Raw genomic sequence first — 24,233 nt, forward strand, 5'->3', positions numbered from 1 at the left:
CTGCCGCCCGTGGAGATCTGGGTCAACCCGGCGTGCTCGAAGTGCCGATCCGCCGTGTCGCTGTTGGACGAAGCCGGCGCGCAGTACACCGTGCGCCGCTACCTCGAGGACCCGCCGACCGCGGCGGAGCTCGAAGCCGTGCTCGAACGCCTCGGCCTCGAGCCGTGGGACATCACGCGCACCGCGGAACCGATCGCGAAGGAGCTCGGCCTCAAGTCGTGGGGCCGCACCGACGCGGACCGGCCGAAGTGGATCGAAGCCCTGGTCACGCACCCGAAGCTGATCCAGCGCCCGATCATCACGGCCGACGATGGCACCACGGTCGTCGCCCGTGACCCCGAAACGGTCCGTTCGGTCCTTTAAGGAATCACGCCGTCCTTCGCGAGCAGCGGGACGTCCAGCGGCACCGTCTCCGGGTATTTGATCCCGGCGCCGGTGTTCAGCACGACGACGTCTTCGTCACCGCCCAGCCAGCCGGACTCGCGAAGGTGGCGGAGCGCGGCAAAGCACGCCCCACCTTCCGGGCAGACGAACGTGCCTTCGAACGTGGTCAGTTCCCGTTGCGCCGCAAGCAGTTCCTCGTCCGTGACGGCGACCGCGGTGCCGCCGGTCGCGTAAACCGCGTCGAGCACCAGGAAATCACCGAGCGCCTTGGGCACGGTGATGCCGAAGGCGACAGTCCGCGCGTCGGGGAACGGCTCACTCTCGCGGGCCCCCTGTGAGAACGCCGTGACGATCGGCGCGCACCCGGTCGCCTGCACCGCCACCAACCGCGGAAGCGGCCCGGAAACCCAGCCCAGCTCCCGCATTTCCAGCAGGGCCTTGTGGATCCCGATGATCCCGACCCCGCCGCCGGTGGGGTAGAGGATGACGTCGGGCAGCCGCCAGCCGAACTGCTCCGCGATCTCGTACCCCATCGTCTTCTTGCCCTCGATGCGGTACGGCTCCTTCAACGTCGAGACGTCCTGCACCCCGGGCCGCCGCCCGACCGCCGCCGCGACGAGCTTCCCCGCGTCGCCGATGAGACCGTCCACCCGGTACAGCTCGGCATCGGCGGCGACGCACTCCCGCATGGTGATCGCCGGCGCGTCGTCGGGCATCGCGACCAGGCTCGTCAGGCCCGCGCGGGCCGCGTACAACGCCCACGCCGCGCCCGCGTTGCCGTTGGTCGGCATCGCGATCCCGCCGACGCCCAGCTCGGCCGCCCGCGAGACGCCGACCGCGGCACCCCGCGCCTTGAACGTGCCGGTCGGGACCAGGCCCTCGTCCTTCATCCACAGCCGCGACAACCCCAGCTCACGGCCGTACCGCGGCAGGCGCAGCATCGGCGTCATGCCCTCGCCGAGGCTGACGACGTGCTCGGGCGAGCGCACCGGAAGCACCTCGTGGTAGCGCCACAGCGTCGGCTCGCGGCCGGCGATCTCCTTCGGCGTCACGGCTTCGCGGACGCCGTCGAGGTCGTACCGCGCGAACAGCGGCGCGCCCGACGGCGAGAGGCCCTGGACGACGTCGGCGTCGAGGCGCTCGCCCGTCCGGGAGCAGTCGAGGTGGCTGAGGAACGAGTACGGCACGGCGCCTCCGGTCAGAACGGGCGGGTGAACGGCAGCGGCTTGCGCATCCGGACGAGCAGCAGCAGCGGCACCAGGACGTAGGGCAGGTTGAAGGCGAGGAACTTCGCCGGGTTGCCGGTGCGGAAGGCGGGGTCGCCGAAGAACTCGACGCCGAACACGACGATCCCGGTCAGCGTGACGATCATCGTCGCGTAGATCACCGACGGCAGCTGGATCCAGTTCCGGCCGGTCAGCAGCGCGAAGACGAGCACGACGTAGAACGGCATGTAGACGAACGCCGAGAGCCCGGTGACGATCCGCATCCAGTCCGGCGGGTGCATGAACAGCGGGTCGGCGTCGTGGGCGTACCAGTGGTTCGAGTTGACGAAGAAGTTGTCCGAGGGCTTCGAGAAGTCGACGCCGACGGTCGGCAGCAGGTCGCTGATCAGCGACGTCACCGTGAAGGCCGAGAACAGCACCGCGAAGAAGACGTCGATCTTCCGGTCCCGCAGCGGCAGGTTCATGGAGGTGATCCTAGGTCCTATTGTGAGGGGATGGACGCGCTGCGGGTCTGCCTGTACGTCTTCGCCGGGGTGACGCTCGGCACGTGGCTGATGTCGGTGCTGACCAGGGAGTACTCCTGGGTCGACCGGATCTGGTCGATCGTCCCGGTCGCGTACCTGGCGATCTTCGCCGGCGCCGCCGGGTTCGCCGACGCGCGGCTGGACGTGATGTTCGCGCTGGTGACCCTGTGGGGGATCCGGCTGACGTTCAACTTCGCCCGGAAGGGTGGTTACGCCCGCGGCGGCGAGGACTACCGGTGGGCGGTGCTGCGCGAGCGGATGGCGCCGTGGCAGTTCCAGGTCTTCAACTTCTTCTTCATCTCGCTGTACCAGAACGCGATCCTGCTGCTGATCACGCTGCCCGCGTACGCCGCCCTGGAGAACCAGGGCGCGTTCGGGCTCTGGGACGTCGTGGCCGCGGTGGTCTTCGCGGCCTTCCTCGTCGGCGAGACGGTCGCCGACCAGCAGCAGTGGGTGTTCCACCGTGAGAAGCACGCGGGCCGGGCGTCGACGAGGTTCTGCCAGACGGGGCTGTTCCGCTGCTCGCGCCACCCGAACTTCTTCTTCGAGCAGGCGCAGTGGTGGATGATCGCGGTGTTCGGGATCGTCGCCGCCGGTCCGCAGTGGACGGTCGTCGGCGCGGTCCTGCTGACGCTGTTGTTCGTCGGGTCGACGAAGTTCACGGAGAGCATCACGAAGTCGCGTTATCCGGAATACGCCGACTACCAGCGCCGGGTGTCCGCGGTGGTGCCGTGGCCGCCTCGGCGTGAGCCGGCCCGCTCGTGACGGTCATCGCGGCACTGCAGGTCGGGACGGGCGTCGCGCTCGACCGGATCCTGGCGTTCGAGGACGACATCCGCGGTGCCTCGCTGGTGGTGCTGCCCGAAGCCGTGCTCGGCGGGTACCCGCGCGGCGGCCCGTTCCCGGAGTACTTCGGCGCGGCGGTGCCGGTCCCCGGGCCCGAGGTCGCCGAGCTGGCCGGCCTCGCGGCCCGCACGGGCGCGACGGTCGTGGCCGGCGTGATCGAACGCGACGGCTCGACGCTGTACAGCACGGCGGTGTTCCTCGACCCGCACCTCGGGCTGGTGGCGAAGCACCGCAAGCTGGTCCCGACGGAACGCGAACGGCTGGTCTGGGGCCGCGGCGACGGGTCGACGCTTCCGGCGGTCCCGACGGCGGCGGGCCTGGCGGGCGCGGCGATCTGCTGGGAGAACCACATGCCGCTGTTCCGCGCGGCGATGTACGCGAAGGGCGTCCAGATCTGGTGCGCCCCGACGGCGGACGACCGCGACGTCTGGCAGGCCTCGATGCGCCACATCGCCGACGAGGGCCGGTGTTTCGTGGTGTCGGCGTGCCCGTACGAAAGCGAGGGCGACGACCCGTTCCGCGGCGGGAGCGTGATCGTGGGCCCTCTCGGCGACGTCCTCGCGGGGCCCCTTCACGACGGCGAAGGCGTGATCAAGGCGGAAATCGACTTGGAGCAGATCGTGGCGGCGCGGAAGAGCCTCGACGTCTCGGGGCATTACGCGCGGCCGGACGTCTTCTCGCTGACGGTGGACGAGCGCCCCCGGGACGGCGTCACCTTCCTGCGGTGACGCCGTCCCGGCCGGACTCACACCGCCAGCCGGCCACCGTCCACCGGCACGATCGCGCCCTGGACGAAGCTCGACTCCTCCGTCACGAGGAACGCGATGGCCGCGGCGATCTCTTCCGGCGCCGCCACCCGGCCGGCCGGACCTGCCGACGCCAGCTCGTCCAGGCCGTCGCCGAACACCGCCGTGCCCTCGGTGCGCGTCGGGCCGGGGCTGATCGCGTTGACCCGGACGCCGGACGGCCCGAACTCCGCCGCCCACGCCTTCGTCAGCAGCTCGACCGCCGCCTTCGACGAGCCGTACAGTGCCATGCCGGCCATGCCCCGCGTCGCGACCATCGTGGACACGTTGACGATCGCGCCGTGGCCGCGCTCGGCCATCGCGGGTGCCAGCTCCGCGACGAGGAAGTACGGCACCTTCACGTTGATGTCGTACACGCGGTCGAAGTCGGCCTCCGACAGGGAAGCGGTCGGCCCGGTCGGGAAGATCCCCGCGTTGTTCACCAGCACGTCGATCTGCCCGCCTACCTCACGTGCTCGCGCCGCCAGCTCGCGCGCCGACGACGCGTCCGTCAGGTCGGCCGCCACGAAGTCGGCCTTCCCGCCCGACTCCCGGATCCGCGAGACGACCTCCGCCCCGCGCCCGGCGTCCCGGCCGGACACCACGACGTGCGCGCCGAGCGCGGCCAGCGCGACCGCCGTCGCCCGGCCGATTCCGCTCGTTCCGCCGGTCACCAGCGCCGTGGTCCCGGAAAGTTCCGAACTCATCACTCAACTCCTCGTACCCGTTGTCCTTCACCGGGTACAAGCGCGAGGACCGAACCGGGCTTCCGGGGAAGCCTTCGGCGCTCCTTATGCCCGCGATCAGTCCTCTCGATAGGCCTCCAAGGCGGCGACGAACGCGGCGAGGTCACGGCGGTGCGACGTCGCCGGCCACACCGCCCACGTCCGCCGCACGATCGGGTTGCCGGCGAGGGGCACCCACCGCACGGTGTCCGGCATCGGATACGGCCACTCCGGCGGCGCGAAGGCGTAGGCCCCGCCGGAGCTGACCGCCGGGATCTTCAGCTCGACGATCAGCCGCTGCTCCTCGGGCACCTCGGGCCCGACGGTGAGGCCGTGGCTGCGCAGGATCGCCGCCAGCTCGTCGTACCACGCCGGGCTGCCCGCGCGGGCGAAGGCGAACCACTCCAGCCCGGCCAGGTCCTCCAGCCGGACCGGCGAGCCCAGCTTCTCGGCGAGGTCCGCGGCCAGCAGCACGCCGACGTCCTCCGTGACGACGAGCGACGCGTCCAGGTCGGGCCCGGGTGGCCGCTCGCGCACCAGCCCGACGTCCAGCTCGCCCGCCCGCAGCGCGGCCACCTGCGCCACCGACGACAGGTGCCGGGCCTGCACCCGCGTCTCCGGGTACTCCTCGGCCAGCCGCGCGAGCGCCGACGGCAGCAGCTCGGGCGGCAGCTCCAGGGGGACGCCGACGCGCAGCACACCGGTCGTCGTGTGCCGTGCCAACGCGGCGATGGCCTGCTCGTGCCGCGCCAGCACCGCGCGTGCTTCGCCCAGCAACGTCGTTCCGGCGTCGGTCGCCTGGACACCGGTGCTGGTGCGGACCAGCAGCTGGACGCCGAGCCGGCGTTCGAGCGCGGTGATCGTCTGGGACAGCGCGGGCTGGCTCACGTGCAGCTGCCGCGCCGCCTTCGACATCGTGCCCGCCTCGACGACCGCGACGAACGCCCGCATCTCACGGATCTCCATCAGCGACCCCACCGGATCGGCAGCGACTTCAGGCCGTTCTGGAAGTTCGACCGCAGCCGGACCGGCTCACCCGCCAGGGAGACGAACCCGAGCTGGTCGAGCACCGCGTCGAACATCGCCCGCAGCTGCACCCGCGCCAGGTGGGCGCCGAGGCAGAAGTGCGGGCCGTGGCCGAAGGTCAGGTGGTCGTTCGGCGTCCGGCCGACGTCGAAGGTGTCCGGGTCCTCGAACACCGCGGGATCCCGGTTGGCCGAAGAGAACCACACCACGACCTTGTCCCCGGCCCGGATGTCCACATCGGACAGCCGGACGTCCGAGGTGGCCGTGCGCCGGAAGTGCATGACCGGCGTCCACCACCGGAGCATCTCCTCGACCGCCGACGGCAGCAGCGACCGGTCGGCCAGCAGCCGCCGGTACTGCGCGGGGTGCGTGAGCAGCGCCAGCAGCCCGCCGGGCAGCCCGTTGCGCAGGGTTTCGTTGCCCGCCACGGAAAACAGCCAGAAGAGGTTCTCGAACTCCGCCAGCGAGACGCGGCCGCCGTCGTCCCCGACGTGCCGCATCAGGTTGCTCATGACGTCGTCGCCCGGGTGCGAACGCTTGTACTCGCCCAGCGCGTTCGCGTACGCGTAGAGATCCGGCATGCCCGCGCGCGTGCGCGGGTCCGGCATCGACCCGTCCGGCCCCGGCGACGGGCGGACGGCGAGTGCGGCCCGGGCCAGGTCGCTCACCTCCGAGACCGAAACCGTCGAGCTGACCGCGTATTCGGCGTCCTGGTAGCCGATGACGCGGTTGCTCCAGTCGTACATCAGCCGCCGGTCCTGTTCCGGCACGCCGAACACCGCGGCCAGCGTCTGCAGGGGCAGATCGGCCGCCAAGGCGGCGAAGTCGCACGAACCCTGCGAAGCGACACCGGCGACGAGGTCCCGCGCCCGGCTCTCGATCTGCGAAGTCAGCTTCGCGACAGCGCGCGGTGTGAACGCCTTCGTGAGCAGCCCGCGCAGCCGGCCGTGCTCCGGCGGGTCCATGTTGAGCATCATCCGGCGCACGTAGGCGAGGTCGGCCGCGTCGCGGATCTGCGTCCCGCCCAGCTGCGACGAGAACACCCCGGGGTCGCGCAGGACGCGCCGGACCTCGGCGTGCCCGAGGACGGCCCAGAAGTCGTCGACGCACACCACCGGGCCGGCGCGCCGCAGCCGCGCCAGCTCGTCGTACGGGACCCCTCGCACGTAGGTGTCCGGATCGGTGATCGTCACGAGCCCGACCCTAGCCGCGGCCACCGACAGTTTGGGAGGCTGCGCGGATGGACACCCTGAACATGCGTACCGGCGGCGATGGCGAACCGGCCGTCCTCCTGCTGCACGGCCTCGGCGCGACCGGCGCCGTGTGGAACCACTTCGCCCCGCCGCTCACCCGGCGCGTCCTGGTGCCCGACCTGCCCGGCCACGGCCTGTCCGCGCCGCTGCCGCACTACAGCTTCGAGACGTTCACCGCGGCCGTCGCGCGGGCGCTGCCGGGGAAGGGCCCCTACGTCGTCGTCGGCCATTCCCTCGGCGGGGTGCTGGCCCTCGAACTGGCGTCCGGGAAGTACGACGTCGAGGTCGCGGGCGTGCTCGCGCTCGGGGTGAAGATCGAGTGGACCCAGGACGACCTGGGCCGCGTCGCGACGCTCGCCGCCCGCCCGGCCCGCGTCTTCGAATCGCGCGTGGACGCCGAGCAGGCCTACCTGAAGGTGTCCGGGCTGCTCGGCATCGCGCCCGCGGACCCGGCCGGGCTTCGCGAGACCGAGGGAGGTTGGCGTCTCGCGATGGACCCGGCCGCGTTCGGCGTCGGCGCGCCGGACATGCCGGCGCTGCTCGCCGCGGCGCGGTGCCCGGTCGTGCTGGCGGCGGGCGAGCACGACCCCATGAGCCGTCCGGACCAGCTGCGCGCGCTGGACCCGGACGCGGTCACCCTCGCCGGCCTCGGGCACAACGCCCACGTCGAGGACCCAGCCGCCGTGCGCGCCCTGCTGGACCGCTTCGACGTCTGAAGGCTCGGGGGCAGCCGTCGTACCCCACGCGACGGCTGCTCCGAACCCCTCGCCACCACCGGACCCGGCAAGCCTAGGAAACGGCGGTGGACGAACGGCTGTACCGGCCTGCCCGATCGTCGTCACCCTCGGTACCTGCGGAAACGGTTATCTTCGCCGTTCGGTGGTACATCGGAAGCGGCACGATCGGAATGCTGGAGGGGTACGTTCCGCTGCGGGGCACGCGGGGAGAGGACGCCTGTGGACGAAGGCCTGCCGTTCGCCGGATGGCTGCGGGAGCGGCGCGTGCTCGCCGGCCTCACCCAGGCCCAGCTGGCCGACCGCGCCGGGCTGAGCCTGCGCGCCGTGCGCAACGCCGAGCTCGGCAGCGTCCGCCGGCCGCGGCCGGAGACCGAACGGCGGTTGCGGGAAGCGCTTGCCGAGGCCCCGCCCGAGCCGGTCCGGATCGGCGTCCTGGGTCCGCTCACCGTGCTGCGCGGGGATTCCGCGGTCGAGATCGGCGCCGAAAAGCAGCGCCTCCTGCTCGCGCTGCTGGCCCTGCAGCCGAACCGGACGGTCCGGCGCGAGGACCTCGTCGACGTCATCTGGGACGAGCCGCCGCCGTCCTGCCTGGACCTGCTCCACACCTACGTCGCCCGGCTGCGGCGCGCGCTGCGGCCCGCCGACCCGATCGCCACCGACAAGGGCGGCTACCGGCTCACCGCCGGTGCGGACGACCTCGACCTCCTGCGTTTCGAAGCGCTCCTCGATGCCGGCGCCTACCGCGAAGCCCTCGAACTCTGGCGCGGTCCCGCGCTCGCCGACGTCGAACGCCTTCAGCAGCATCCCCTGCGGCTGGCCCTGGCGATGAAGCGCGCGAAGACGGTCATGGCGTACGCCGAGATCGCCGACCCCGAGGACGCGTCGGTGCAGCTCCGCTCGTTGACCGCCGAAGAGCCCCTCAACGAGTCCGCGCACGCCCGGCTGATGCTGGCGCTCGCCGCGTCCGGCCGGCAGGCGGCCGCCCTGTCGGTGTTCGAGGACGTCCGCCGGCGGCTGGACGCGGAACTGGGCATCGAGCCCGGGCCCGAGCTGCGTGCCGCCCAGCGCCAGGTGCTGCGGCAGGACTTCCCGCTGCCGCCCTCCCGCGTCCCCGCCCAGCTGCCCGCGGACGTCGCCGGCTTCCGCGGCCGCACCGCGCAGCTGGCGGAGCTGGACGCCGTCGCGGCCGGCGACGGCACGGGCGCGCGCATCGCCGTGCTGACCGGCACCGGGGGCGTCGGCAAGACCGCCCTCGCCGTGCACTGGGCCCAGCGGTCCCTGGCCGAGTTCCCGGACGGCCAGCTGTACCTCGACCTGCACGGCTACGGCACGGTCCGGCCGGTCGAGCCGGGCGACGCGCTGTCGGGGTTCCTGCGCGCCCTCGGCGTCGACGGCGCGGACATCCCCGCCGAGCCGGAGGAGCGCGCGGCGAAGTTCCGCACCGCGCTCACCGGCCGCCGGATGGTGCTGCTGCTGGACAACGCCGGCTCGGTCGGGCAGGTCCGCCCGCTGCTGCCCGGCTCGCCGTCGTGCCTGGTGCTGGTGACCAGCCGTGACGCGCTGCCCGGGCTGGTCGCGCGGCACGGCGCCCGCCGCGTCCTCGTCGACCTGCTCACCGGCGCCGAAGCCCTCGACCTGCTGCGCACGCTGCTCGGCGAGCGCGTCGACGCCGAGCCGGACGCGGCCGAGGCGCTGATCGGCTACTCGGCCCGGCTGCCGCTGGCCCTGCGGCTGGTGGCGGAGCTGGCGCTGAGCCGGCCGGGGGAGCGGCTCGCGGCCCTCGCGGAGGAGCTGGCCGACGAACGCCGCCGGCTCGACCTCCTGGACGGCGGCGGCGATCCGCTGACCGCGGTCCGCGCCGTCTTCTCCTGGTCCTACCGGCACCTGGCGCCCGACGCGGCACGCGTCTTCCGGCTCTGCGGCCTGCACCCGGGCCGCGACCTGACCCCGGCCGCGGTCGCCGCGCTCGCCGGCGTCCCCCTGCCGGAGGCGGAGCGGCTGATCGCCGTGCTCGTCCGCGCCCACCTCGCGCAGGAAACCGGCGACGACCGCGTCCAGCAGCACGACCTGTTGCGCGTCTACGCCGCCGAGCTCGCCGCGGCGGACGAGACCGAGAGCCACGACGCGCAGGAGCGGCTGTTCGACTTCTACGTCCGCTCGGCCGCGCAGGCCATGGACGCCGTCCTCCCGCAGGAGCGGCACCTCCGGCCGCACGTGCCCGACCCCGACGTCAAGGTGCTCGACGCGCCGGCGTGGCTGGAGGCCGAGCGCCGCAACCTGCTGGCCGTCGCCGCGCACGCGACGCGGCACGGCTGGGCCGACCACCTGCGGCTGCTGTCCGGCATCCTCTGGCACTACCTGGACGTCGGCGGCTACCACGAGGAATCACTGGTGCTGCACACGCACGCGTCGGCGCTCGCGCACGACGCCGGCGACCCGGTGGCCGAGGCCGAGCCGCTGACGTTGATCGGGCTGGGCCACTGGCGCGTCGGCCGGTCCCGGGAAGCGCGGCGGTACCTGGAAGAAGCGCTCGCGCTGGTCCGCGAAACCGGCGACCGGCGCACCGAAATCCACGTCCTCAACACGCTCGGCCTGGTCTGCCGCGCGCTGGGCCGGTTCGCCGAGGCGATCACGTACTCGACCGAAGCGTTGTCGCTGGCCCGGAAGAACGGCGACCGGACGAGTGAAGGCCTCGTGCTGGTCGTGCTCGGCTGCTCGTGCCGCGGCATCGGCCGCTACGGCGAGGCGATCGGCTACCTCGAGGAAGCGCGGTCCCTCGCCCGCGACACCGCCGACCGCACCAGCGAGGGCTACGCGCTGGTCAACTTGGGCGACGCGCTGTCGGCGCTGGGACGATACGACGAAGCCGCGCGGGCGCTGGAGCAGGGGCTGGAACACTTCCGCGCCATGGGCGTGTGGGTGAGCGAGGGCTACGCGCTCGGCATCCTCGGCGACGTCGAACACGCCCGCGGCCGGTACGCCGAAGCTGCGGCACACCTCGAACGGGCGCTGGAGATCGCACAGGAGACCGGCAGCCCGACCAACCGCAGCGTCGCGCTCAAGCACCTCGGCGACGTGCGGCTGGCCCAAGGGCGCCACGACGAAGCGGCCCAGCACCTCGAAGAGGCGCTGGGCCTGGCCCGCGAATGCGGCGACCGGGGCGTGGAGTCCCGGGTGCTCAACAGTCTTGGCGCGCTGGCTTCGGCACGCGGCGCGGCGACGGAAGCGCTCGGATACCACCGCGAAGCCCTTGCCGTGGCGAAGGAAACGGGCTGCCGTCCCGAACAGGGCCGGGCCCACTGCGGGCTCGGAGACGTCCACAGTGGACTCGGCGATCCGGTGGCCGCGCGCGAACACTGGGAACGCGCGCTCGCTTGTTACGCCCGGGAGTGCGTGCCCGGCGCGAAGCGCGTCCGGGACCGGCTGACGGAGTAGTGGCGCTCGTCGGCGACGAGGTCGCCTTCGAGACGCTGGACGTCCCGGTCGAAGACGTTCGTGCTGCCCGCCAAGCGGTTGCGCGGGTACGGACGGCGGCGGTACGCGTGGTCGAGCGCCCAGGCGAGCAGGACAACGGCGGCGAGAACGGCGATGATCATGACGCTCCTCCCGGAGTGCGAAGGGCTGTTGCCTTGAAGAACGTGTAATGGAAGGTCCCGTATTCCCTGGTGGTGCGGTAAAGGTCGTGGATTCCGCGCGCCCACCCGGCCTCGTCGACGAGCCCTTCCGCGACGGCGGTTTCGCCGACGCCTTCGACCATCGCGGTGAAGGTGTCGCGGGTGAAACCGGCGACGAGGTCGGGCCGGGACGCGTCCGCGTAGACCGTCCGCGGTTCGACTTTCGCCCCGGCGAAGCCGGCTTCGACGAGGAGGGGGTACAGCCGTCGCCCGATGAGCCCGTCGCCGCCGGCGTCGGCCTGCAGGCGGACGAGGCAGTCGATCGCGGCCTGCGCGTGGTCGCTGCGCGGGTGGTAGAACGCCGAGCCGTGGTCGCCCTCGATCACGGTGATCGTGCCGCCCGGCCGCAACAGGGTTTTCAAGTGCACCAATGCTTTCCCGGGCTCGGGCAGGTGTTCCAGCACGAAGCAGACGAAGAGGTGGTCCCATTCGCCGTCGAGGTCGAAGAGGTCGGCGCGGCGGAAGTCGACGCCGGGAACCCGTTGTCTCGCTTGCTCCAGGGAGTCCGCGGAGACGTCGACCGCGGTCAGCCGCGCGTCCGGGCTGCGGGCCACGAGGTGGACGGTCTGGGCGCCGACGCCGCAGCCGACCTCCAGCACGCGGCTCCCGGCGGGGTAGGCCGTCCCGGCGTGCAGCAGGTCGGCGAGGGTGTCGGCCTGGTCGCCGAGGCGGCGGGCCTCGGGCGCGGCGTACCCGTGCACGTAAGTGGTGTCCATACATCCAGCGTGCTGCGACAATGGCTCGATGGACAGAGCCAAAACCCCGCGGCTGGAGGGGTCCATAGGGTCGGACTTCCTCCAGCTCGACGTCCGCGAGGCACCGCCGGGCGGGCTCGCGGACTGGCTCGCGGGGCAACTGCGTGCCGCGGTCGCGGATGGCAGGCTCCCGGTGGGCGGCCGGCTGCCCGCGTCCCGGGTGCTGGCGGCCGAGCTGCGTGTGTCGCGCGGTGTCGTCACCGAGGCCTACCAGCGGTTGATCGACGACGGGCACGCGGCGGGCCGCGGCCGCGCGGGCACGGTCGTGGTCGCCGCGCCCGTCCTGCCGCCGGACCCCACGCCCGCGCGGACGCCGGCGAAGGTGATCACGCCGATGCCGGGCGTCGAGGTCTTCGACGCGGTCCGCGCGACGCCGGCCCGGATCGACCTGACCCCGGGCGTGCCGGACCTGACGGCGTTCCCGCGCGCGGCGTGGCTGCGGGCCGAGCGCGCGGTCTTCGACGAGCTCGAGCCGGCCCACTTCGGCTACGGCGACCCGCGCGGCGCGCCGGCGATGCGGCTGGCGGTGTCGCACTGGCTGGCGCGCAGCCGCGGCATCCGCGTCGACCCGGGCGAGATCATCATGGTGGCGGGGGTCGCGCAGGCGTTGACGCTGGTGGGGGAGGTGCTGCGGCAGCACGGCCTGTCGGAGATCGCGGTGGAGGACCCGAGTTCGCTGGGCGCGCGCCAGCACCTGCACCACTGCGGCCTGGCGACCCCGCCGGTCCCGGTGGACGAGAACGGCCTGCGCGTCGACGCCGTGGGTTCCCCGGCGGTGCTGCTGACGCCGGCGCACCAGTTCCCGATGGGCGTGGTCCTCGGCGGCGAGCGGCGTCGTGACCTGATGCGCTGGGTGGCCGAGGGCGGCATCCTGGTCGAGGACGACTACGACGCGGAGCACCGCTACGACCGCGCGCCGGTGCCCGCGGTCCGGTCGATGGTGCCGGAGGTGTGTTACACGGGGAGCGTTTCGAAGCTGCTGGCGCCGGCGTTGCGGGTGGGCTGGCTGCTGGCGCCGCCGCGGTTCTTCGACGACCTGGTGGCGGCGAAGCGGTTCGCGGACCTGGGCAACCCGGTGCTGGCCCAGCTGGTTTTGGCGCGGCTGATGGAGACCGGCGAGCTGGAGCGTCAGCTGCGGGTGGTCCGGGCGCGGCACCGCCGTCGTCGCGACGCGATGATCCGCGCGGTTGCTTCTTCGCTGCCTTCGGCGAAGGTCCACGGTGCGGCGGCGGGGCTCCATTTGACGATCACGTTCGGGTTCGAAGTCGACGACGTGGCGGTGGCGGCGGCCGCGCTGGCGGAGGGGGTGAAGGTGCAGCCGTTGTCGTGGCACCGGCAGCTCCCGGGGCCGCCGGGGCTGGTCCTGGGCTACGCGGCCCGGACGGCGACGGAGATCGCGGAAGGGGTCGAGCTGCTCGGCCGTCTGGTTCGTTGACCCCGGCTTTCGCGCCCGCCCCCTTTCGCGCCCGCGCGCGTGAGGGGGACCCCCGGTTTCGACGTTACCGGCGAGCACCGACAATTCCGGGCCCGCGCGGCCGAGTTGTCCACAGCCTCCGCGCGCCGGCCCGGCCCCGGACGACGTGAATGACTCATTCATGTCATCCGACGACAGGGCTCCGGCAAAGTCGTGGCCGCGCGGTCTGCCCGGCGTCGCGGCGATGTCATGAAAGGGTCGTTCATGTCGTCTGACGAGGTGAACGACCCTTTCATGACATATGGGCGACCGGATCGGCTGCGCTGACCTGACTTTGCCGCAGCCCGGTCACCAGACGACATGAATGAGTCATTCACTACACGCGCCCCCGGGTAAAGACTCCACAAAGGACAGTCAAGCNATGGGCGACCGGATCGGCTGCGCTGACCTGACTTTGCCGCAGCCCGGTCACCAGACGACATGAATGAGTCATTCACTACACGCGCCCCCGGGTAAAGACTCCACAAAGGACAGTCAAGCGAGTGTGATCATGCTCTCGCAGGCGATTCGCGAACTTGGTTGCCATACGCAAGCAACTTGCTTAGCCTAGCTAAGGGACTTTGCGAGCAGAAGGGTTGCACAGTGGCGGAACGCCGGACGTATTCGATCGCGGAACTGGGGCCGCGGTACAAGTGGATCGCGCTGTCCAACACGACGCTGGGCATGCTGATCGCCACGATCAACTCCTCGATCGTGCTGATCGCGCTGCCCGACATCTTCAAGGGCATCGGCATCAACCCCCTCGAACCGGCCAACACGAGCTACCTGCTGTGGATGATCATGGGCTTCCTCGTGGTCACCGCGGTGCTGGTGGTGAGCTTCGGCCGGCTCGGCGACATGTACGGCCGCGCGAGGATGTACAACCTCGGCTTCGCCGTCTTCACCGTTTCTTCCATCATGCTGGCCGTCACCTGGTTCGACGGCGACGCGGCCGCGCTGTGGCTGATCGGCTGGCGGATCGTGCAGGGCGTCGGCGGCGCCTTCCTGATGGCGAACTCCTCGGCCATCCTCACCGACGCCTTCCCGGCCAACCAGCGCGGCCTCGCGCTCGGCATGAACGGCGTCGCGGCCATCGCGGGCTCGTTCCTCGGCCTGGTCGTCGGCGGCGTGCTCGCCCCGGTCGACTGGAACCTGATCTTCCTCGTCTCGGTGCCGTTCGGCGTGATCGGCACGATCTGGGCGTACCTCAAGCTGCACGACACCGGCGTCCGCAAGCACGCGCGGATGGACTGGTGGGGGAACATCACCTTCGCGGTGGGTCTCATTTCGGTGCTGGTCGGCATCACCTACGGCATCCAGCCCTACGGGACGTCGCAGACCGGCTGGACCAGCCCGATGGTGCTCAGCTGCCTGATCGGCGGCGTCGCGGTGCTGATCGCGTTCGTGGTCATCGAGACCAAGGTCGACAACCCGCTGTTCCGGCTGTCGCTGTTCCGGATCCGCTCGTTCACCTGGGGCAACATCGCGAACCTGACGGCGTCGCTGGGCCGCGGCGGCCTGCAGTTCATCCTGATCATCTGGCTGCAGGGCATCTGGCTGCCGCAGCACGGCTACACGTTCGAGCAGACGCCGCTGTGGGCGGGCATCTACATGCTCCCGATGACGGTCGGGTTCCTGGTGGCCGCGCCGACGTCGGGCATCCTCGCCGACCGCATCGGCAGCCGCCTGCTGGCCTCCAGCGGCCTGCTGATCACGGCGATCACGTTCCTGCTGCTGATCATCCTGCCGGTGAACTTCGACTACTGGGCGTTCGCGGCGATCCTGCTGATCAACGGCATCGGCATGGGCATGTTCTCCTCGCCCAACCGCGCCGAGGTGATGAACAGCCTCCCGGCGGACGCGCGTGGCTCCGGCGCGGGCATGATGACGACGTTCCAGAACGCGGCGATGGTCCTGTCGATCGGCTTCTTCTTCAGCCTGATCATTTCGGGCCTGTCGAGCAGCCTCCCGTCGACGATGCACGACGGCCTGGTCGCCCACGGCGTCCCCGAGGCGGCGGCATCCCAGGTGGCGAACCTCCCGGCGGTGGCGGTGCTGTTCGCGGCGTTCCTGGGCTACAACCCGATCCAGCAGCTGCTGGGCGGCCAGCTGGCGGCGCTGCCGCCGGACCAGGCGTCGTTCCTGACGGGCCGCAGCTTCTTCCCGAACTTGATTTCGGGGCCGTTCCAGTCGGGATTGGCGGTCGCGTTCGGTTTCGCGATCGCGGTGTGCTTGATCGGCGCGGTGGCGTCACTGCTGACGAAGGACGCGCGCCCGAAGGACCGCGAGTCGGTGGGCGAGGAACTGGCCGCCGTGGCGGGCGAGTCGAGCGGCGGGCCGAGCGAATTGGTGTCGCCGTCCGTCGAGCGCTGACGGTAGTTTCCGAAGCCGGGTGCCGCACTTGCGCGGCACCCGGCTTTTCACGTCGTGGGGGAGCGGAGATGGTTCGTGAGGACGCCATCGCCGAGTTGCTGGGCGCGGCCGGCACGCGGGCGTCCGCCCTGGCCCGGGAGGCGCTGGCGGCGGGCGCCGCAACCGACGTCTGGGAGAAGGTCCAGCCGACGTCGACGACTCGCACGCTCTACGGCCGCCGGGAGAACTCGAGCCGTCGGGCCGGACAGGGCTCGGTCGACTTCGAAGTGGCCTTGCGTGCGCTGGGCGCGTACCCGGGTGAGGTGCTCGCGCGGGCGCAGATCGACGACCGCTCGCGCGGCGGCCACTTCTTCGAGGTGTTCCTGACGCCGGACTTCGGCCGGGTCATCGCCTGCTTCGGCGTCGCGCGGCCCAAGGCGTCCCCGGCCTCGGACGCACCGGCGTGGTCGCGCCTCGACGCGATCGTGCTGGGGACGCTTCCGGAGCCGCATGAGAAGGTCGCCGAGCTGCTCGAGGCGGGCGTCGCCGACGTGCCGGCCGGTCTCGTGGCCGGGCTGGAGAAGTACCTCGCCACCCGTTACTGGAAGAGCTTCGGGAAGTACGCCGCGTTGGTGCCGTCGTTCCCGTCGCCGGACGCCGCCCAGTACCTCACCGCCGCGTTGGACCGCGGCCGTTCGGATCCGCTTTTCACCGAGCCCCTCGTCGCGATCGTCGAGGCCGCGCTGGCCGCCGTGCGCGTCAGGCCGTGACCAGCGCGGGTTCGGCGACCTCGGCCACCGGCATCGTCTTCTTCGCCCGGCGCCGCGCGATGACCCGGCGGCCGACGTCGATCATCGGCACCTCGACCCAGCGGTAGAGCAGGTCGGCGGCGAGCAGCCCCACGACCGTTACGGCGACCGCGGTCAGCGTCCGGTGCGGGGCGAACTGCGGGATCGCGCCGGCGAGCGCCACCGCGACGACGCCCTGCATCAGGTAAAGCGAGTACGACCGCTCGCCGATGAACCGCATCGGCCGCAGCGCCAGCACCCGGGCCAGCGGCCCGCCGCCGGCGACCAGCGACGGCACCAGCAGCGCCGCGAGCACGACGTAGAGGGTGCCGGTGATCGAGCCGCCCTCGTCGTTCAGCAGCGCGGCGATCTCGCCGAACATGGTCTGGACTGCCACCAGCGCGGCGGCGACCACCAGGCCGGCGGCGGGGTGCGTGAAGACGCGCAGCGCGGCGAAGCCCTTGCGGTGGTGCAGGACGATCGCCAGCGTGCAGCCGATGAGGATCGGCGAGTACGCGCCGGCGTAGGGCATGAAGGGGATCAGCGCGAGCATGAGGACGACCAGCCCGAGGGAGAGGCTCAGCCGCTTGACGAACCCGAGCGCGCCGACGCCGAACGCGAGCAGCGGCCAGACGAGGTAGAACTTCTGCTCGACGCCGAGCGTCCAGGCTTGGCCGAACAGGCCCATCTGGTGGAACTCGCCGAGGAAGGCGAGGTTCCACGGCAGCGCGTCGACGATGCCGCTGTGCCGCAGCCCCATGCCCCGGTAGTAGGCGAAGACGACGACCACGCCGATGACGACGTAGTAGACGGGCAGGATCCGGAAGGCTCGCCGGATGTAGAACTCGGCCAGCGAGACGCGGCCGTTGCGGGCCTCTTCGCGCAGGGCGAGGGTGGTGATGAGGAACCCGGAGAGGACGAAGAAGAGGTGCACGCCGATCCAGCCGTTGGCGCGCACCCAGTTGGGCCCCCCGTAGTGGAAGACGACGACGAGCACGGCGGCGATGGCCCGGACCCCGTCGAGGGCGCCGAATCTTCGGGTGGCCAGGTATTGGTCGTGTGTGATCACGAGTCCCCCTCACAGCCTGCTCACAGCTCGCTCAATGTAAACGGGCGCGGAGAGTATTCACTCGTTGGGGTGACGTATCGGACGTTTGGGCCGGTGGTGGCCTGCTTGACGCGACGAAACCCTCGAGCAGGGGGACGCGGGGTACTCGGTGGAACCGGCTGGTGAGCTACCAGCCGACGGTCGCGCGCTGGATCTTCACCGGGTGCGCCGGTGCCCCGTCCAGCGGCCCGTTCGGGTCGGTCGGGATGATCCCGTCCGCCACCATGTGGTCGAGCGCCTCCATGCCCCGCACCACGCGGCCCAGCACCGAGTAATTGGCCGGGATGTTCGCGAACGAATGCACGATGAAGAACTCGGACCCGTTGGTCCCCGGCCCCTGGTTCCCCATGGCCACGGTCCCGCGCGGATACGTCTCCGCGCCGGTGACCTCGTCGGGGAACTTGTACCCCGGCCCGCCCTTTTCGACCTCGTAGATGTCCCCGCACTGGAGCACCCCGAGCCGGGAAGAGTTCGAAAGCCGCCAGCACTGCGAACGGTCGTAGAACCGCTGCAGGATCAGCGAAACCATGTTGTGGACCGCGCACGGAGCCGCTCCGGCGCGGTTCAGCCGCACCGTCACCGGTCCGTAGTTGAAGCGGAACGTCACGTCGATCGTCCCGCGCGTCAACGCGAACGGCAGTGGACGCACCACCGGGCGAGCCGCCGGGTTCGAAGGGGTCGGCGTGAACTCGCACCGCGTGACCACCGGGGCCGCCGAAGCCGTAGCCGGAGCGACCAGCAGCGCACCCAGAACACCGACGAGAGCCAGACCCCAGCGCAGCTTCATGCCGGGGACGTTAGCGAATGACGAACTACTTGCGCCAGGCCGTGCGCTGCTTGCGGATGTCGAGGACCAGCAGCAGGACCAGGAACAGCGCCAGGCCGACCAGCCACACGTTCTCGGTGTTGTTCTCGTGGTTGCCCTTGATCATCACCAGCAGGATGATCGCGCTGACCCAGCCGGCGATCCGGGTGGCCTTCGGGAACGAGCCGTGCCAGCCCCAGGCCGCCGACGGCTCGTCGCGCGGGTCGACCTCGGGACGCCGCTTCTCGACCGCCTTGCCTGCCACGATGAACTCCTCAAGACCCATGAACCACGGACGCGCCGATGATCCCACACCAGCGGGCGCGCCGCGGAGACGGCCCGCGTGGTGCCGGCCACTCGCCAGAGCCCCCGTCACCGAGGGAACCTCCGGGTGCGCTGCGGAACCGCCCCGCGCGACAATGACCCGCGATGACTACCTCGCGAAGCGTTCTCGTGCTCGGCTCCACCGGGTCCATCGGCGTGCAGGCCCTGGACGTCGCGGCGCGCAACCCGCACCTCTTCCGGGTGGCCGGCATCGCGGCGGGCGGTGCCGATCCGGCCGCGCTCGCTGCGCAGGCGCTCGCACACGGTGTCGAGGCCGTCGCCGTGACCAAGGCCACCGCCGCCGAAGATGTGCAGCTCGCGCTGTACGCCGAGGCCCAGAAGCGCGGCTACGCCCAGGGCGAGTTCAAGCTCCCGCGCCTCTTCGCGGGCTCCGACGCCGTCACCGAACTGATCGACGCGGTGCAGGTCGACACCGTCCTCAACGCCCTGCCCGGCTCCCGCGGCCTCGAGCCGACGCTCAGAGCGCTCGCCACCGGCGCCACCCTCGCCCTCGCGAACAAGGAGTCCCTCATCGCCGGCGGGCCGCTCGTGCTCGCCGCCGCGAAGCCCGGGCAGCTCGTGCCCGTCGACTCCGAACACTCCGCCATCGCCCAAGCGCTGCGGGCGGGCAAGGACAACGAGGTCGCCCGGCTCGTCCTCACCGCTTCCGGCGGCCCGTTCCGCGGCCGCAAGCGCGCCGAACTGGCGGACGTCACCGTCGAGCAGGCGATGGCGCACCCGACCTGGTCGATGGGCCCGCTGATCACGATCAACTCCTCGACCCTCGTCAACAAGGGCCTGGAGCTGATCGAAGCGGCGCTGCTGTTCGGCATCGCGCCCGAAAGGATCGACGTCACCGTGCACCCGCAGTCGATCGTGCACTCGATGGTGACCTTCACCGACGGCTCGACGATCGCCCAGGCCAGCCCGCCCGACATGCGGCTGCCGATCGCGCTCGCGCTGCACTGGCCCGACCGCGTGCCCGGCGCCGCCGCCGCGTGCACCTGGGACCGGGCCGCGACCTGGACGTTCGAGCCGCTGGACGACGAGGCCTTCCCGGCCGTCGAGCTGGCCCGGCACTGCGGCACGGTGGGCGGCTGCCTACCCGCCGTCTACAACGCCGCGAACGAGGAGCTCGTCGCGGCGTTCCTGGCGCAGAACACCGGCTTCACGTCGATAGTGGACACTGTTTCCGAGGTGGTGGGAGCCGCCGACGAGTGGCGTCGCGAACCGCGCGACGTCGATGACGTTCTCGCCGCCGAGCGCTGGGCTCGTGCGCGGGCCCGTTCGATCATCGAGGGGAAGTAGCGGGTGCTCGCCTACATCATCGGTGTGGTGCTCTTCGCGCTGGGGATCTGCGTCTCCGTCGCGCTGCACGAGGCCGGCCACATGGTCACCGCCAAGGCCTTCGGCATGAAGGTCCGCCGGTACTTCGTGGGCTTCGGGCCCACGGTGTTCTCGTGGCGCCGCGGGGAGACCGAATACGGCCTCAAGTGGATCCCCCTCGGTGGGTTCTGCGACATCGCCGGCATGACCGCGCTCGACGAGGTCACGCCGGAGGAGTCGCCGCGCGCGATGTGGCGGTTCAAGACCTGGAAGCGCACCGTCGTGATGTCGGCCGGGTCGATCACCCACTTCATCCTCGGCTTCGTCGTGCTCTACCTGATGGCCGTCACGATGGGCCTGCCGAACCTGGCCCCGACGCAGACCGAGCCGGTGCTGGCCGCGACCTCCTGCGCCCGGTCGACGACGACCGAGGAGCAGGCCAAGGACACCAGCTGCCCGCCGGGCGCGCCGACCCCGGCGAAGACCGCGGGCCTGCAGGTCGGCGACAAGGTTCTCTCGGTCGGCGGCAAGCCGGTCGCGACCTGGGACGAGATGCTCGCCGCCGTGCAGGCCACCAGCGGCCCGACGGCGTTCCAGGTGCTGCGGAACGGCCAGACGCTCAACCTGACCGTCGACGTGCCCAAGGTGCAGCGCTGGACCAGCACCGGCGTCAAGACCGTCGGCATGATCGGCGCCTCGGCCCAGCCGCCCGCGCTGACCACGCAGTACGGCCCGGTCGCCGCCATCGGCGCCACCTTCAGCTTCACCGGCACGATGTTCGCCGAGACGGCCCAGCGGCTCGTCGAGTTCCCCGAGCGCATCCCGGCCGTCGTCACCGCGATCTTCGGCGGCGAGCGCGACCCGAACACCCCGGTCAGCGTCGTCGGCGCGAGCCGGATCGGCGGCGAAGCCGTCGAACAGGGCATCTGGGTGCTGTTCTTCTTCCTGCTGGCCAGCCTGAACTTCTTCATCGGCGTGTTCAACCTGCTGCCGCTGCTGCCGCTGGACGGCGGGCACATCGCGGTGGTCTGGTACGAGCGCGTCCGCGACTGGATCCGCGGCCTGCGCGGCAAGGCGGCCGGCGGTCCGGTGGACTACACGAAGCTGTCCGGGATCACGATGGTGCTGGTGCTCATCGGCGGCGCGGTCACGCTACTCACGGTGACCGCGGACATCGTCAACCCGATCCGCCTGCAGTAGCGACGCGCCACGGAGGGGTTCCGGCCCCTGCGTGGCGCGCCACACGGGCCGTAACGCTGCTCACCGTGACGGTTGACATGGTGAAGGTGGCCCGGTCGGGGTAGGTACGCTGGAAGCGTGACCGTCGCACTCGGTATGCCAGCCCTGCCCCCGCCCGTCCTCTCCGAGCGCCGCAAGACCCGCCAGCTGCACGTGGGCCCGGTCGGCGTCGGCAGCGACTTCCCGATCTCCGTCCAGTCGATGACGACGACGCTCACCTCCGACGTCAACGCGACCCTGCAGCAGATCGCCGAGCTGACCGCCGCGGGCTGCGACATCGTCCGCGTGGCGTGCCCGTCGGCCGATGACGCCGAGGCGCTGCCGGCGATCGCGCGCAAGTCGCAGATCCCGGTCATCGCGGACATCCACTTCCAGCCGAAGTACGTCTTCGCGGCGATCGAGGCCGGGTGCGCGGCGGTGCGGGTGAACCCGGGCAACATCCGGAAGTTCGACGACCAGGTCAAGGAGATCGCGCAGGCCGCGAAGGACCACGGCACGCCGATCCGGATCGGCGTCAACGCGGGTTCGCTGGACAAGCGGATCATGGACAAGTACGGCAAGGCGACCCCGGAAGCGCTGGCCGAGTCGGCGCTGTGGGAGGCGTCGCTGTTCGCCGAGCACGACTTCCACGACATCAAGATCTCGGTGAAGCACAACGACCCGGTGGTCATGGTGCGCGCGTACGAGATCCTGGCCGAGCAGTGCGACTACCCGCTGCACCTCGGCGTGACCGAGGCGGGCCCGGCGTTCCAGGGCACGATCAAGTCGGCGGTGGCGTTCGGTGCGTTGCTGCGTCAGGGCATCGGCGACACGATCCGCGTTTCGCTGTCCGCGCCGCCGGTGGAAGAGGTCAAGGTCGGCACGCAGATCCTGCAGTCGCTGAACCTGCGGCCGCGCAAGCTGGAAATCGTCTCCTGCCCGTCGTGCGGGCGCGCGCAGGTCGACGTCTACACGCTGGCCGAGCAGGTCACCGCCGGGCTCGAGGGCATGGAGATCCCGCTGCGGGTGGCCGTGATGGGTTGCGTGGTGAACGGTCCGGGGGAGGCCCGTGAGGCCGACCTGGGTGTGGCGTCGGGTAACGGCAAGGGCCAGATCTTCGTCAAGGGCGAGGTCATCAAGACCGTGCCCGAGCACGCCATCGTCGAGACCCTCATCGAAGAAGCCATGCGCATCGCCGAAGAGGCGGGCGAGACCCTCGGCGAGGGCGCGCCGGTCGTCACCGCCGGCTGAGTTGTTCCGCTGAAGCCCTCCTCACCGCGAAGGTGAGGAGGGCTTCAGCGCGTCTTCAGCCCTGCAGGTGGTGCTGGGCGGCGTCGCGGATCTGCAGCCGGACGTTCTCCAGCGCGGCGGCGACCTCGTCGATCTGCTGCGAGGCCAGCTGGATGGCGCCCTGGATCGCGGTCGCGGTCGACGTCTCCCCGAGCAGGCCGAGCACCTGCGCCTGCAGGTCTTCGAGGTCGCTCTTGGTGGCGAGCGCGATGCCGGTGGGCACCTGGTCGGCGAGCAGCTCCAGCTGCTGCGCCTGCTCCTGGATCGTCATCGGGGTTCCTTCCGCCCTGCGGTCGCCTCTCCGTGTTAGCAGATCGGGAACTGTCGGTGGTGACGTTTACGCTGGCATTCGTGAGCGTGACCTGGGCCGTCCACGAGCCGCACCCGGTGGTGCGGCCCCTGGTCACGCGCTATGTCGGGTACGCGCAGAGCGAGGTGACGCTGCCGGTCCACCGCGGGCTGCCGTCCCGGCATGTGACGCTCGTCATCAGCCTCGCCGGGCCGGTGCGGATGGCCGGGCACAGCCTGCAGGCGCTGATCGGTGGCCTGCACACGAGCGCGGTGCTGATCCGGCAGGACCGGACGCAGGAAGGGCTGCAGCTGGAGCTCGACCCGCTGGGCGTGCGCACGCTCTTCGGCGTCACGGCGGCGGAGCTGAGCGGGGACGTGGCAGACCTCGCGGAGTTCGGCCTCGGGTCGCTGCCGGATCGCCTGCGTGAGCTGCCGACATGGGGCGAGCGGTTCGCGCTGCTCGACGACGTCCTGGCCGCGCGGGCCGTCGAACCGGTGACGCCGCCACCCGAGCTGGGGGAGGCGTGGCGCCGGATGCGGGGCGCGGACGGGCAGGTGCGCGTCACGGACCTGGCGGGCGAGGTCGGCTGGAGCCGCCGGCACCTGGGGGAGCGGTTCCGGGCGGAACTGGGCCTGGCCCCGAAGCAGGCGGCGCGGGTCCTGCGGTTCGAGCGGGCCGGCCGGTTGCTGCGGCGGGGCCGCACGGACCTGGCCGTGCTGGCCGTCGAGTGCGGCTACTACGACCAGGCCCACCTGACCAACGAGTGGCGCGCGCTGGCGGGGTGCACGCCGGGGACGTGGATCGCCGAGGAGCTCCCGTTCCTCCAAGACGGGGAGGTGGCGGCGGGGCAAGACTCCCGGGCATGACTCCTGAACCGAACGTGTGGCCCGCCCTCCGCTACGACGACGCCCCGGCGGCGGTCCGTTTCCTCGTCGACGTCCTGGGCTTCACCGAGACGCTGGTGGTGCCCGAAGGCGACTTGATCGCGCACGCCGAGCTGCGCTGGCCCGAGGGCGGCGCGGTGATGCTGGGCAGCGTCCGGCCGCCCGACGGCGTCCACGACGCGATGAAGCCGGGCACGGGCGCGGTGTACGTGGTGTCGGACAAGGTGGACGAGATCCACGACCGCGTGCGGGCGGCGGGCGCGGAGATCACGGCCGAACTGACGGACACCGAGTACGGCTCGCACACCTTCAGCCTCCGCGACCCCGAAGGCAATTCCTGGACGATCGGCACCTACCGCGGCGCGCCCTGAACGACGTGAATGACAGAGAGGATGTGGGTGAGCACCTCCCGCCGGGGTCTGACCCTGTGAATGACTGACTTCGGGTCTTTGTCGAGA

At 71.4% G+C, this 24,233-nt stretch carries 24 protein-coding genes; 13 read left to right on the forward strand and 11 right to left on the reverse strand.

Annotated elements, in window-relative coordinates; translation table 11 throughout:
• Window positions 1-9: 9 nt before the first annotated feature.
• A complete protein-coding gene (locus ABFJ78_RS28610) occupies window positions 10-363 on the forward strand; it encodes an arsenate reductase family protein (protein WP_436389676.1) in 354 nt (117 codons plus the stop codon).
• On the opposite strand, the gene ABFJ78_RS28615 is transcribed toward ABFJ78_RS28610, so the two are convergent.
• Together ABFJ78_RS28615 and ABFJ78_RS28620 are read right to left on the reverse strand one after the other, a co-directional pair.
• Entirely contained in the window at window positions 360-1,571 is a 1,212-nt protein-coding gene (locus ABFJ78_RS28615) for a threonine synthase (protein ID WP_436389677.1), read from the reverse strand. The genes ABFJ78_RS28610 and ABFJ78_RS28615 overlap by 4 nt on opposite strands.
• An 11-nt stretch (window positions 1,572-1,582) precedes the next feature.
• A complete protein-coding gene (locus ABFJ78_RS28620; RefSeq protein ID WP_436389678.1) occupies window positions 1,583-2,074 on the reverse strand; it encodes an EXPERA domain-containing protein in 492 nt (163 codons plus the stop codon).
• 30 nt (window positions 2,075-2,104) lie between these two features.
• Between ABFJ78_RS28620 and ABFJ78_RS28625 the strand changes: the two genes are divergently transcribed.
• Complete coding sequence (locus ABFJ78_RS28625) at window positions 2,105-2,899, forward strand: DUF1295 domain-containing protein (RefSeq protein ID WP_436389679.1); 795 nt, start codon at window positions 2,105-2,107, stop codon at window positions 2,897-2,899.
• Window positions 2,896-3,708 (forward strand): carbon-nitrogen hydrolase family protein, encoded by an 813-nt coding sequence (locus tag ABFJ78_RS28630; RefSeq protein WP_436389680.1) that lies wholly within the window; start codon window positions 2,896-2,898, stop codon window positions 3,706-3,708. The genes ABFJ78_RS28625 and ABFJ78_RS28630 overlap by 4 nt, the downstream gene beginning before the upstream one ends.
• Before the next feature lie 17 nt (window positions 3,709-3,725).
• Here the strand turns inward: ABFJ78_RS28630 and ABFJ78_RS28635 are convergent, their stop codons facing one another.
• From ABFJ78_RS28635 to ABFJ78_RS28645, 3 genes are all read right to left on the reverse strand, one after another.
• Window positions 3,726-4,472 (reverse strand): SDR family NAD(P)-dependent oxidoreductase, encoded by a 747-nt coding sequence (locus ABFJ78_RS28635; RefSeq protein WP_436389681.1) that lies wholly within the window; start codon window positions 4,470-4,472, stop codon window positions 3,726-3,728.
• Between the two features lie 96 nt (window positions 4,473-4,568).
• Window positions 4,569-5,456, reverse strand: coding sequence for a LysR family transcriptional regulator (locus tag ABFJ78_RS28640; protein ID WP_436389682.1), 888 nt, complete (start codon window positions 5,454-5,456; stop codon window positions 4,569-4,571).
• On the reverse strand, window positions 5,456-6,709 hold the full coding sequence (locus ABFJ78_RS28645) for a cytochrome P450 (RefSeq protein ID WP_436389683.1): 1,254 nt from the start codon (window positions 6,707-6,709) through the stop codon (window positions 5,456-5,458). Before ABFJ78_RS28645 ends, ABFJ78_RS28640 begins: the two co-directional genes overlap by 1 nt.
• Before the next feature lie 47 nt (window positions 6,710-6,756).
• Here ABFJ78_RS28645 and ABFJ78_RS28650 point away from each other — a divergent pair, with 47 nt between their 5' ends.
• Entirely contained in the window at window positions 6,757-7,485 is a 729-nt protein-coding gene (locus ABFJ78_RS28650; RefSeq protein WP_436389684.1) for an alpha/beta fold hydrolase, read from the forward strand.
• Window positions 7,486-7,725: 240 nt separating this feature from the next.
• On the forward strand, window positions 7,726-10,941 hold the full coding sequence (locus ABFJ78_RS28655; protein ID WP_436389685.1) for a tetratricopeptide repeat protein: 3,216 nt from the start codon (window positions 7,726-7,728) through the stop codon (window positions 10,939-10,941).
• Here ABFJ78_RS28655 and ABFJ78_RS28660 read toward each other — a convergent pair.
• Both ABFJ78_RS28660 and ABFJ78_RS28665 read right to left on the reverse strand, forming a co-directional pair.
• On the reverse strand, window positions 10,884-11,102 hold the full coding sequence (locus tag ABFJ78_RS28660) for a hypothetical protein (RefSeq protein WP_436389686.1): 219 nt from the start codon (window positions 11,100-11,102) through the stop codon (window positions 10,884-10,886). The genes ABFJ78_RS28655 and ABFJ78_RS28660 overlap by 58 nt on opposite strands.
• Entirely contained in the window at window positions 11,099-11,896 is a 798-nt protein-coding gene (locus ABFJ78_RS28665) for a class I SAM-dependent methyltransferase (protein ID WP_436389687.1), read from the reverse strand. The genes ABFJ78_RS28660 and ABFJ78_RS28665 overlap by 4 nt, the downstream gene beginning before the upstream one ends.
• Window positions 11,897-11,924: 28 nt before the next feature.
• Here ABFJ78_RS28665 and ABFJ78_RS28670 point away from each other — a divergent pair, with 28 nt between their 5' ends.
• The 3 genes from ABFJ78_RS28670 (at window position 11,925) to ABFJ78_RS28680 (ending at window position 16,510) form a co-directional block, all read left to right on the forward strand.
• Window positions 11,925-13,370: a PLP-dependent aminotransferase family protein gene (locus tag ABFJ78_RS28670; protein ID WP_436389688.1), complete on the forward strand. Its 1,446-nt coding sequence runs from the start codon at window positions 11,925-11,927 to the stop codon at window positions 13,368-13,370.
• A gap of 621 nt (window positions 13,371-13,991) precedes the next feature.
• Window positions 13,992-15,761, forward strand: a complete 1,770-nt coding sequence (locus tag ABFJ78_RS28675; RefSeq protein ID WP_436389689.1) for an MFS transporter — start codon at window positions 13,992-13,994, stop codon at window positions 15,759-15,761.
• A gap of 68 nt (window positions 15,762-15,829) precedes the next feature.
• A complete protein-coding gene (locus tag ABFJ78_RS28680) occupies window positions 15,830-16,510 on the forward strand; it encodes a hypothetical protein (RefSeq protein WP_436389690.1) in 681 nt (226 codons plus the stop codon).
• Here the strand turns inward: ABFJ78_RS28680 and ABFJ78_RS28685 are convergent.
• The 3 genes from ABFJ78_RS28685 to ABFJ78_RS28695 all read right to left on the reverse strand — a co-directional run bounded on the left by ABFJ78_RS28685 (window position 16,500) and on the right by ABFJ78_RS28695 (window position 18,706).
• The gene (locus ABFJ78_RS28685; protein WP_436389691.1) at window positions 16,500-17,597 is read right to left on the reverse strand and encodes an acyltransferase family protein; all 1,098 of its coding nucleotides are present in this window, start codon (window positions 17,595-17,597) and stop codon (window positions 16,500-16,502) included. The genes ABFJ78_RS28680 and ABFJ78_RS28685 overlap by 11 nt on opposite strands.
• 166 nt (window positions 17,598-17,763) lie before the next feature.
• Window positions 17,764-18,423 carry a peptidylprolyl isomerase gene (locus tag ABFJ78_RS28690; protein WP_436389692.1) on the reverse strand — a complete coding sequence of 220 codons (660 nt, stop codon included), beginning with the start codon at window positions 18,421-18,423 and terminating at the stop codon, window positions 17,764-17,766.
• Window positions 18,424-18,448: 25 nt separating this feature from the next.
• Window positions 18,449-18,706 (reverse strand): DUF2631 domain-containing protein, encoded by a 258-nt coding sequence (locus ABFJ78_RS28695; RefSeq protein WP_013223923.1) that lies wholly within the window; start codon window positions 18,704-18,706, stop codon window positions 18,449-18,451.
• Window positions 18,707-18,870: 164 nt separating this feature from the next.
• On the opposite strand from ABFJ78_RS28695, the gene dxr reads away from it, so the two are divergent.
• From dxr to ispG, 3 genes are all read left to right on the forward strand, one after another.
• On the forward strand, window positions 18,871-20,073 hold the full coding sequence (gene dxr, locus ABFJ78_RS28700) for a 1-deoxy-D-xylulose-5-phosphate reductoisomerase (RefSeq protein ID WP_436389693.1): 1,203 nt from the start codon (window positions 18,871-18,873) through the stop codon (window positions 20,071-20,073).
• Between the two features lie 3 nt (window positions 20,074-20,076).
• Window positions 20,077-21,291 carry a M50 family metallopeptidase gene (locus ABFJ78_RS28705; protein WP_436389694.1) on the forward strand — a complete coding sequence of 405 codons (1,215 nt, stop codon included), beginning with the start codon at window positions 20,077-20,079 and terminating at the stop codon, window positions 21,289-21,291.
• A gap of 135 nt (window positions 21,292-21,426) precedes the next feature.
• Window positions 21,427-22,560: a flavodoxin-dependent (E)-4-hydroxy-3-methylbut-2-enyl-diphosphate synthase gene (ispG, locus tag ABFJ78_RS28710; RefSeq protein ID WP_436389712.1), complete on the forward strand. Its 1,134-nt coding sequence runs from the start codon at window positions 21,427-21,429 to the stop codon at window positions 22,558-22,560.
• 55 nt (window positions 22,561-22,615) lie between these two features.
• Here the strand turns inward: ispG and ABFJ78_RS28715 are convergent, their stop codons facing one another.
• Window positions 22,616-22,870 carry a hypothetical protein gene (locus tag ABFJ78_RS28715; protein ID WP_003057586.1) on the reverse strand — a complete coding sequence of 85 codons (255 nt, stop codon included), beginning with the start codon at window positions 22,868-22,870 and terminating at the stop codon, window positions 22,616-22,618.
• An 80-nt stretch (window positions 22,871-22,950) separates the two neighbouring features.
• Between ABFJ78_RS28715 and ABFJ78_RS28720 the strand changes: the two genes are divergently transcribed.
• Together ABFJ78_RS28720 and ABFJ78_RS28725 are read left to right on the forward strand one after the other, a co-directional pair.
• Complete coding sequence (locus ABFJ78_RS28720; protein ID WP_436389695.1) at window positions 22,951-23,757, forward strand: helix-turn-helix domain-containing protein; 807 nt, start codon at window positions 22,951-22,953, stop codon at window positions 23,755-23,757.
• Window positions 23,754-24,146 (forward strand): VOC family protein, encoded by a 393-nt coding sequence (locus ABFJ78_RS28725; protein ID WP_436389696.1) that lies wholly within the window; start codon window positions 23,754-23,756, stop codon window positions 24,144-24,146. Before ABFJ78_RS28720 ends, ABFJ78_RS28725 begins: the two co-directional genes overlap by 4 nt.
• The last annotated feature ends 87 nt before the right edge of the window (window positions 24,147-24,233 follow it).

This window comes from Amycolatopsis sp. MEPSY49 (genome assembly GCF_051337345.1).
Taxonomy (GTDB): Bacteria; Actinomycetota; Actinomycetes; order Mycobacteriales; family Pseudonocardiaceae; genus Amycolatopsis.